Origin of the sequence: Pseudomonas sp. CM27, assembly GCF_013179515.1 — a bacterium.
Classification (GTDB): domain Bacteria; phylum Pseudomonadota; class Gammaproteobacteria; order Pseudomonadales; family Pseudomonadaceae; genus Aquipseudomonas.
The window spans coordinates 1-6,325 of the sequence record NZ_JABMCN010000308.1 but is presented as its reverse complement, the minus strand read 5'-3'; the positions used below and the strand labels follow the sequence as shown (position 1 = coordinate 6,325).

Annotated in this window: 3 protein-coding genes and 1 pseudogene; 3 read left to right on the top strand and 1 reads right to left on the bottom strand. The window is 64.9% G+C overall.

Annotation, left to right across the window (positions count from 1 at the left end; genetic code table 11):
* Together HP547_RS26355 and HP547_RS26350 are read left to right on the top strand one after the other, a co-directional pair.
* Positions 1–693: pseudogene (locus HP547_RS26355) on the top strand (arginine decarboxylase); the annotation flags it as partial.
* Positions 694–879: 186 nt separating this feature from the next.
* Complete coding sequence (locus HP547_RS26350) at positions 880–1,335, top strand: transposase (RefSeq protein WP_172288352.1); 456 nt, start codon at positions 880–882, stop codon at positions 1,333–1,335.
* A 77-nt stretch (positions 1,336–1,412) separates the two neighbouring features.
* Here the strand turns inward: HP547_RS26350 and HP547_RS26345 are convergent, their stop codons facing one another.
* Positions 1,413–2,750 carry an MATE family efflux transporter gene (locus HP547_RS26345; protein ID WP_172288350.1) on the bottom strand — a complete coding sequence of 446 codons (1,338 nt, stop codon included), beginning with the start codon at positions 2,748–2,750 and terminating at the stop codon, positions 1,413–1,415.
* Between the two features lie 150 nt (positions 2,751–2,900).
* Between HP547_RS26345 and HP547_RS26340 the strand changes: the two genes are divergently transcribed.
* On the top strand, positions 2,901–6,325 hold a 3,425-nt coding region (locus tag HP547_RS26340), incomplete at its 3' end, for an alpha-2-macroglobulin (protein WP_172288348.1).

Here is a 6,325-nt window from a genome sequence, read left to right as displayed (position 1 = left end):
ATGGGTGACGTGGCTGCGCAGTATGCCGATGGCAAGATCACCCTGGCCGAGAAAGCCTTGGCCGAGCAGTGCTACTTTGCCGTGTGCCGCCGCCTGCACAACTCGCTGAAGGCCCGCCAGCGCTCGCACCGTCAGGTGCTGGACGAGCTCAACGACAAGCTGGCCGACAAGTACATCTGCAACTTCTCGGTGTTCCAGAGCCTGCCGGACACCTGGGCCATCGGCCAGGTGCTGCCAATCATCCCGCTGCACCGCCTGGACGAAGAGCCGCTGCGCCGTGCCGTGCTGCAGGACCTGACCTGCGACTCCGACGGCAAGATCAACCAGTACGTCGACGAGCAGAGCATCGAGACCAGCATGCCGGTGCATGCGCTGAAGGATGGCGAGGACTACCTGCTGGGTGTGTTCCTGGTCGGTGCCTACCAGGAAATCCTCGGTGACATGCACAACCTGTTCGGTGACACCGACTCGGTGAACATCTACCAGAACGCCGACGGCAGCGTGTACCACGCCGGCATCGAGACCCACGACACCATCGAAGACATGCTGCGTTATGTGCACCTGTCGCCGGAGGAGTTGATGACCCACTACCGCGACAAGGTGGCCAGCGCCAAGATCACTGCGCGTGAGCGGACCCAGTACCTGGATGCGCTGCGGTTGGGGTTGACCCGGTCTTCGTACCTGTCGTCCTGAGGCCCTGGGGGCCGCTCCAGCAGGGGCCGCGATACCGTCCCATGGCATCGCGATTTTTTGTAGGAGCGGCCTTGTGTCGCGAAATGAGGGCGCAGCCCTCACCGCGTCATACGCGGTAATGATCCCTCGGCACTTTCCGACATCCCCACACCTATCCTTCGAATGCAATCTTCAAAGGAGTTCGACATGGATCGTCAAGGTAATCACCGCTTGCGCCAAGGGCGCTATTCAGAGCCTGGTCGGCTCTACCTGCTGACCACCATCACGCGCCATAGACTACCTCTGTTCGCAAACCTGATCTTCGCGCGGTCGGCAATCCAGCAACTGCGCGCGAGTGATCAAGATGGAAGTTGCCGCTCTCTGGCGTGGGTCCTGATGCCGGACCATTTGCATTGGCTTATCGAGCTTGGGCCGACCAGCTTGAGCAAACTCATGTGTGCCTTCAAGTCGCGTAGCAGTTGCGCGCTTTACCGGCAAGGCGTCGAACGAAAGCACATCTGGCAACCTGGTTTTCATGACCGGGCGTTGCGCAAGGAAGACGAGATCAGAGCGACTGCCCGTTATATTATTGCCAATCCCATAAGGGCTGGCCTGGTGCGACGTGCCGGCGATTATCCGCATTGGGATTGTGTGTGGCTGTGAAGCCGCAGGTGAGGGCTTCGCCCTCATTTCGCGACACAAGGCCGCTCCTACAAAGGATAACGATCTCCTGTGGCCAATCATCCCAGCCAACGATCGCTCTGCTGCAACCGCCACCCCACCCACCCCAGCGTCCCTGCGCGCAGCGCCATGAACACCAGAAACGCCAACCACAACCCATGGTTGCCCATTCCGCTCATGGCCAGCGCAACCGGCAGCGCAATCACCAACGACACCAGCATCGCGTTGCGCATCTCCCGCGCCCGGGTCGCGCCGATGAACAGCCCGTCCAGCAGGTAACTCCACACCGCGATCAACGGCAGCAGCGCCAGGTACGGCAGGTACGGATAGGCTGCGGCCCTCACGCTCTCGATGTCGGTCTGCAGGTCGATGAACAGGTGCCCACCCAGCAGGAACAACCCGGCGAAGCCCAGGCTGGTGATCAGCGACCAGCCGCAGGCCACTACCAGCGAGCGGCGCAAGGTGTCGCGGTGACGAGCGCCGATGGCGTGGCCGCACAGGGCCTCCACCGCGTGGGCCAGCCCGTCAAGGGCATAGGCCGTCAGCAACAGGCCGTTGAGCAGCAGGGCATTGGCCGCCACGGTGGCCTCACCCAGGCGCGCGCCTTGCACCGTGATCAGCAGGAACACCAACTGCAGCGCCAGGCTGCGCAGAAAGATGTCGCGGTTTACCGCCAGCAGCGGGCGCCAGGCCTGCCAGCGCTTCAGCGCCGTCCATACGATATGCCCAGGGTAGGCGCGCAGGGCCGGGCGGGTCAGGGCCAGGCCAAGCAGGGCGCCGCTCCACTCGGCAATCACCGACGCCCGTGCCGAACCCAGCACGCCCCAATCCAGGCCAAGCACGAACCACAGGTTCAAGGCGATGTTCAGCAGGTTGGTGGTTAGCAGGACGGCCAGCGGCGCCCTGGCGTTCTGCGTGCCCAGGAACCAGCCGACCAGCGCGTAGCTGGCCAGTGCCGCAGGCAGGCCGAGCAGGCGGGTGTGGAAGAAGTCTTCGGTAGCTTGCTGCAGGGCCGCACTGGGTTGCATGGCGTGCAGTGCCAGCTGGCTGAAGGGCAGCGCCAGCAGGCCGATCAGCAGGGCGAAGCCGAACGCCAGCAGCAGCCCTTGCACCAGCACCTGGCGCAGCGCCGCGCCGTCCCCACGGCCGGCGGCCTGGGCGGCGAAGCCGGTGGAGCCCATGCGCAGGAAGCCCATCAGGCCGACCATGAAGGTGAACATCGTCGCGCCCACGGCCACCGCCCCCAGCTGGTGGGCGTGGGGGAGGTGGCCGATGACGGTGCTGTCGACCAGGGCGACCAAAGGCACGGAGATGTTGGACAGGATCATCGGTGCGGCCAGCGCCCAGACCTTGTGGTGGGTGGGGCGGTGGCGCCAGTCGGTGGTCAGTTGCAGCATTGGAGTCCTTGATCGATCAGGAGCAGGCTCGCGCCCCCGCTTTTCGGAATGGCCACAGTGTAACGGCCAGGCAACCAATTCGCGCGAACATGGTCTCAGCGAGCTATAGTTGCCCCCCTCACGTACACGCTGCCCAAGAGTTCATACTCCATGTTCAACAAAGGATTGTTGCTGGCCTGCGCGCTGGCTTTGCTCGGTGCCTGTGACTCTTCGACGCCGGACAAACCGGCGCCCGCCGAAAAACCGCTGGCCACCACGCCGGCCGAAGCCCCGGCAGCCAGGCGCGAAGACCCGGCCGCACTCGCCAAGCGCTACGAGGGCCGCGAGCTCAGCGTGCTGGATGTGTCGGAAGTGCAGCTCGACGGCGCAGCCACGCTGTCGATCAGCTTCTCTGCGCCGCTGGATGCCAAGCAGGACCTGGCCAGCAAGGTGCACCTGGTCGACACCGTCAAAGGCAAGCTCGACGGCGCCTGGGAACTCTCCGACAACCAGATGGAACTGCGCCTGCGCCACCTGGAGCCGCAGCGCAAGCTGGTACTGACCGTCGACAAAGGCCTGCTGGCAGTCAACGGCAAGCAGCTGGACAGCGAATCGATCACCCGCCTGGAAACCCGCGACATGCAGCCGACCATCGGCTTTGCCAGCCGCGGCTCGCTGCTGCCCACGCGCCTGGCTGAGGGGTTACCGGTCATTGCCCTGAACGTCGACAAGGTCGATGTCGAGTTCTTCCGCGTCAAGCCGGCCATGCTCTCGAGCTTCCTGGCCAGCTGGGGGCGCAACAGCAGCCTGTACTACTACCAGTCCAAGGAAACCCTGGACATGGCCGAGCTGGTCTACAGCGGCCGCTTCGACCTCAACCCCGCGCGCAACACCCGCGAGACGGTGCTGCTGCCAATTGCCGGCATCAAGCCGCTGCAGGAAGCGGGCGTGTACCTGGCGGTAATGCGCGCCTCGGGCACCTACGACTACTCGCAGCCGGCAACCTTGTTCACCCTCAGCGACATCGGGGTTTCGGCGCATCGCTACCGCGACCGCCTCGACGTATTCGCTCAAGCCCTGGAAGGCGGCAAGGCGATGAACGGGGTCAACCTGGAAATCCATGACGAGAAAGGCAAGTTGCTGGCCCAGGCCACTACCGACGGCAAGGGCCATGCGCAACTGCCGATCTCGCCGAAGGCCGACACCCTGATCGCCACCCAAGGCGTCAACACCACGCTGCTGCGCTTGAATACCGCCGCACTGGACCTGGCCGAGTTCGACATCACCGGGCCGCTGGCCAACCCGCTGCAGTTGTTCATTTTCGGCCCGCGCGACTTGTATCGCCCGGGTGAGACAGTGCTGCTCAACGGCCTGCTGCGCGACCAGGACGGCAAGCCGGTCAAGGCCCAACCGGTAAGCGTCGAAGTGCGCCGACCGGATGAGCAGGTCAGCCGCAAGTTCGTCTGGGAAGCTGATGCCAGTGGCCTGTACCAGTACCAGTTGCAACTGGCCAGCGAGGCGCCGACCGGTCGCTGGCAACTGCTGCTCGACCTGGGCGGCGGGCGCAAGCAGGTGTACGAGTTCCTGGTCGAAGACTTCCTGCCCGAGCGCCTGGCGCTGGAGCTGAAGGGCAGCAGCACACCGCTTTCGCCTGACGAGAATGCCCGCATCCAGGTCAATGGCCGCTACCTCTATGGCGCCCCGGCCGCTGGCAATCGCCTGAGTGGCCAGGCCTATGTGCGCCCGCTGCGCGAGGCGGTGCCGGCGTTGCCTGGCTACCAGTTCGGCTCGGTGAGCGAAACCGAGTTGAACCAGGACCTGGAGCTGGACGAAGTGACCCTCGACCAAGCTGGCAAGGCTGTACTGGATATTGAAAGCCGCTGGGCCGAAGCCCGCTCGCCACTGCAGCTGACCGTACAGGCCAGCCTGCAGGAGTCTGGTGGCCGACCGATCACCCGGCGGCTGGAACAGCCGATCTGGCCCGGTGAACGCCTGCCAGGCCTGCGCGGGCTGTTCGATGGCGAGGAAACCGACAGTGACGGGCCGGTTGAATTCGAGTTCCTGGTGGCCGACCCCGACGGCAACAAGCTGGCGGCCAACGACCTCAAGGTAAGGCTGATTCGCGAACGCCGCGACTACTACTGGAACTACTCGCAGAGCGATGGCTGGAGCTACGCCTACAACGAGAAATTCCTCACCCAGAGCGAGGAGACCATCAGCGTCAAGGCCGGCTCCACAGCCAAGCTCAGCTTCCAGGTGGAGTGGGGGCCTTACCGGGTCGAGGTGGAAGACCCGCAGACGGGCCTGGTTTCCAGCGAGCGCTTCTGGGCCGGTTACCGTGCCCAGGACAACGCCGAAGGCGGCGCGGTGCGCCCGGACCAGGTCAAGCTGGCGCTGGACAAGCCGTCCTACGCTGACGGCGCCACGGCCAAGGTTACCGTTACGCCACCTGCTGCCGGTACCGGTTACCTGATGATCGAATCCAGTGATGGCCCGCTGTGGTGGCAGGAGATCGACGTGCCCGCCGAAGGCAAGGCCTTCGACGTGCCGTTGGACAAGGCCTGGGCCCGCCATGACCTGTACATCAGCGCCTTGGTGATTCGCCCCGGCGAGCGCAAGGCCAACGCCACGCCCAAACGCGCCGTCGGCGTGTTGCACCTGCCGCTGGACAGGGCTGAACGCAAGTTGGCGCTGAGCCTGCAGGCGCCGGAAAAAATGCGCCCCAAACAGCCGCTGACCGTGAAGTTCAAGGCCGCCAACGCCGATGGCAGCGTGCCAAAGCAAGTACACGTGCTGTTGTCGGCAGTGGACGTGGGCATTCTCAACATCACCGACTTCAAGACCCCCGACCCGTTCGCCAGCCTGTTCGGGCGCAAAGCCTACGGCGCCGACCAGCTGGACATTTATGGCCAGCTGATCGAAGCCGGCCAGGGCCGCCTGGCCAGCCTGGCATTTGGCGGTGATGCGGCCATGGCCAAGGGCGGCAAGCGCCCCAACACCACGGTGACCATCGTTGCCCAGCAGAGCCTGCCCGTTACCCTGGACGACAAGGGCGAGGGCCAGGCCACGGTCGATATTCCTGACTTCAATGGCGAGCTGCGGCTGATGGCCCAGGCCTGGACCGAGGAGCATTTCGGCATGGCCGAAGGCAAGACGGTGGTTGCCGCGCCACTGATTGCCGAGCTATCGGCCCCGCGCTTCCTGGCCGGTGGTGACCGTACCAGCCTGGCGCTGGACCTGGCCAACCTGTCGGGCCGCGCCCAGCAGTTGAATGTGGACATCAGCACTGAAGGGCAGCTGAGCCTGGCCACCAATGCTGTGCAAAACGTTGCCCTGGCCGAGGGCCAGCGCTCGACGCTGATGATCCCGGTACAGGCCCAGGGTGGGCTGGGGCAGGGCAAGGTGCACGTGCGCGTCACTGGCCTGCAATTACCGAACGAACCGGCCACCGCGTTCGAACGCGAGTGGACGTTGGGCGTGCGCCCGGCCTACCCGGCGATGCTCAAGCACTACCGCGTGGCCTTGAAGGACCAGCCGTGGACATTGCCCGAAGCCGACCTGGCCGCCTTCGAACCCGCCGGCCTGGAAGCCAGCCT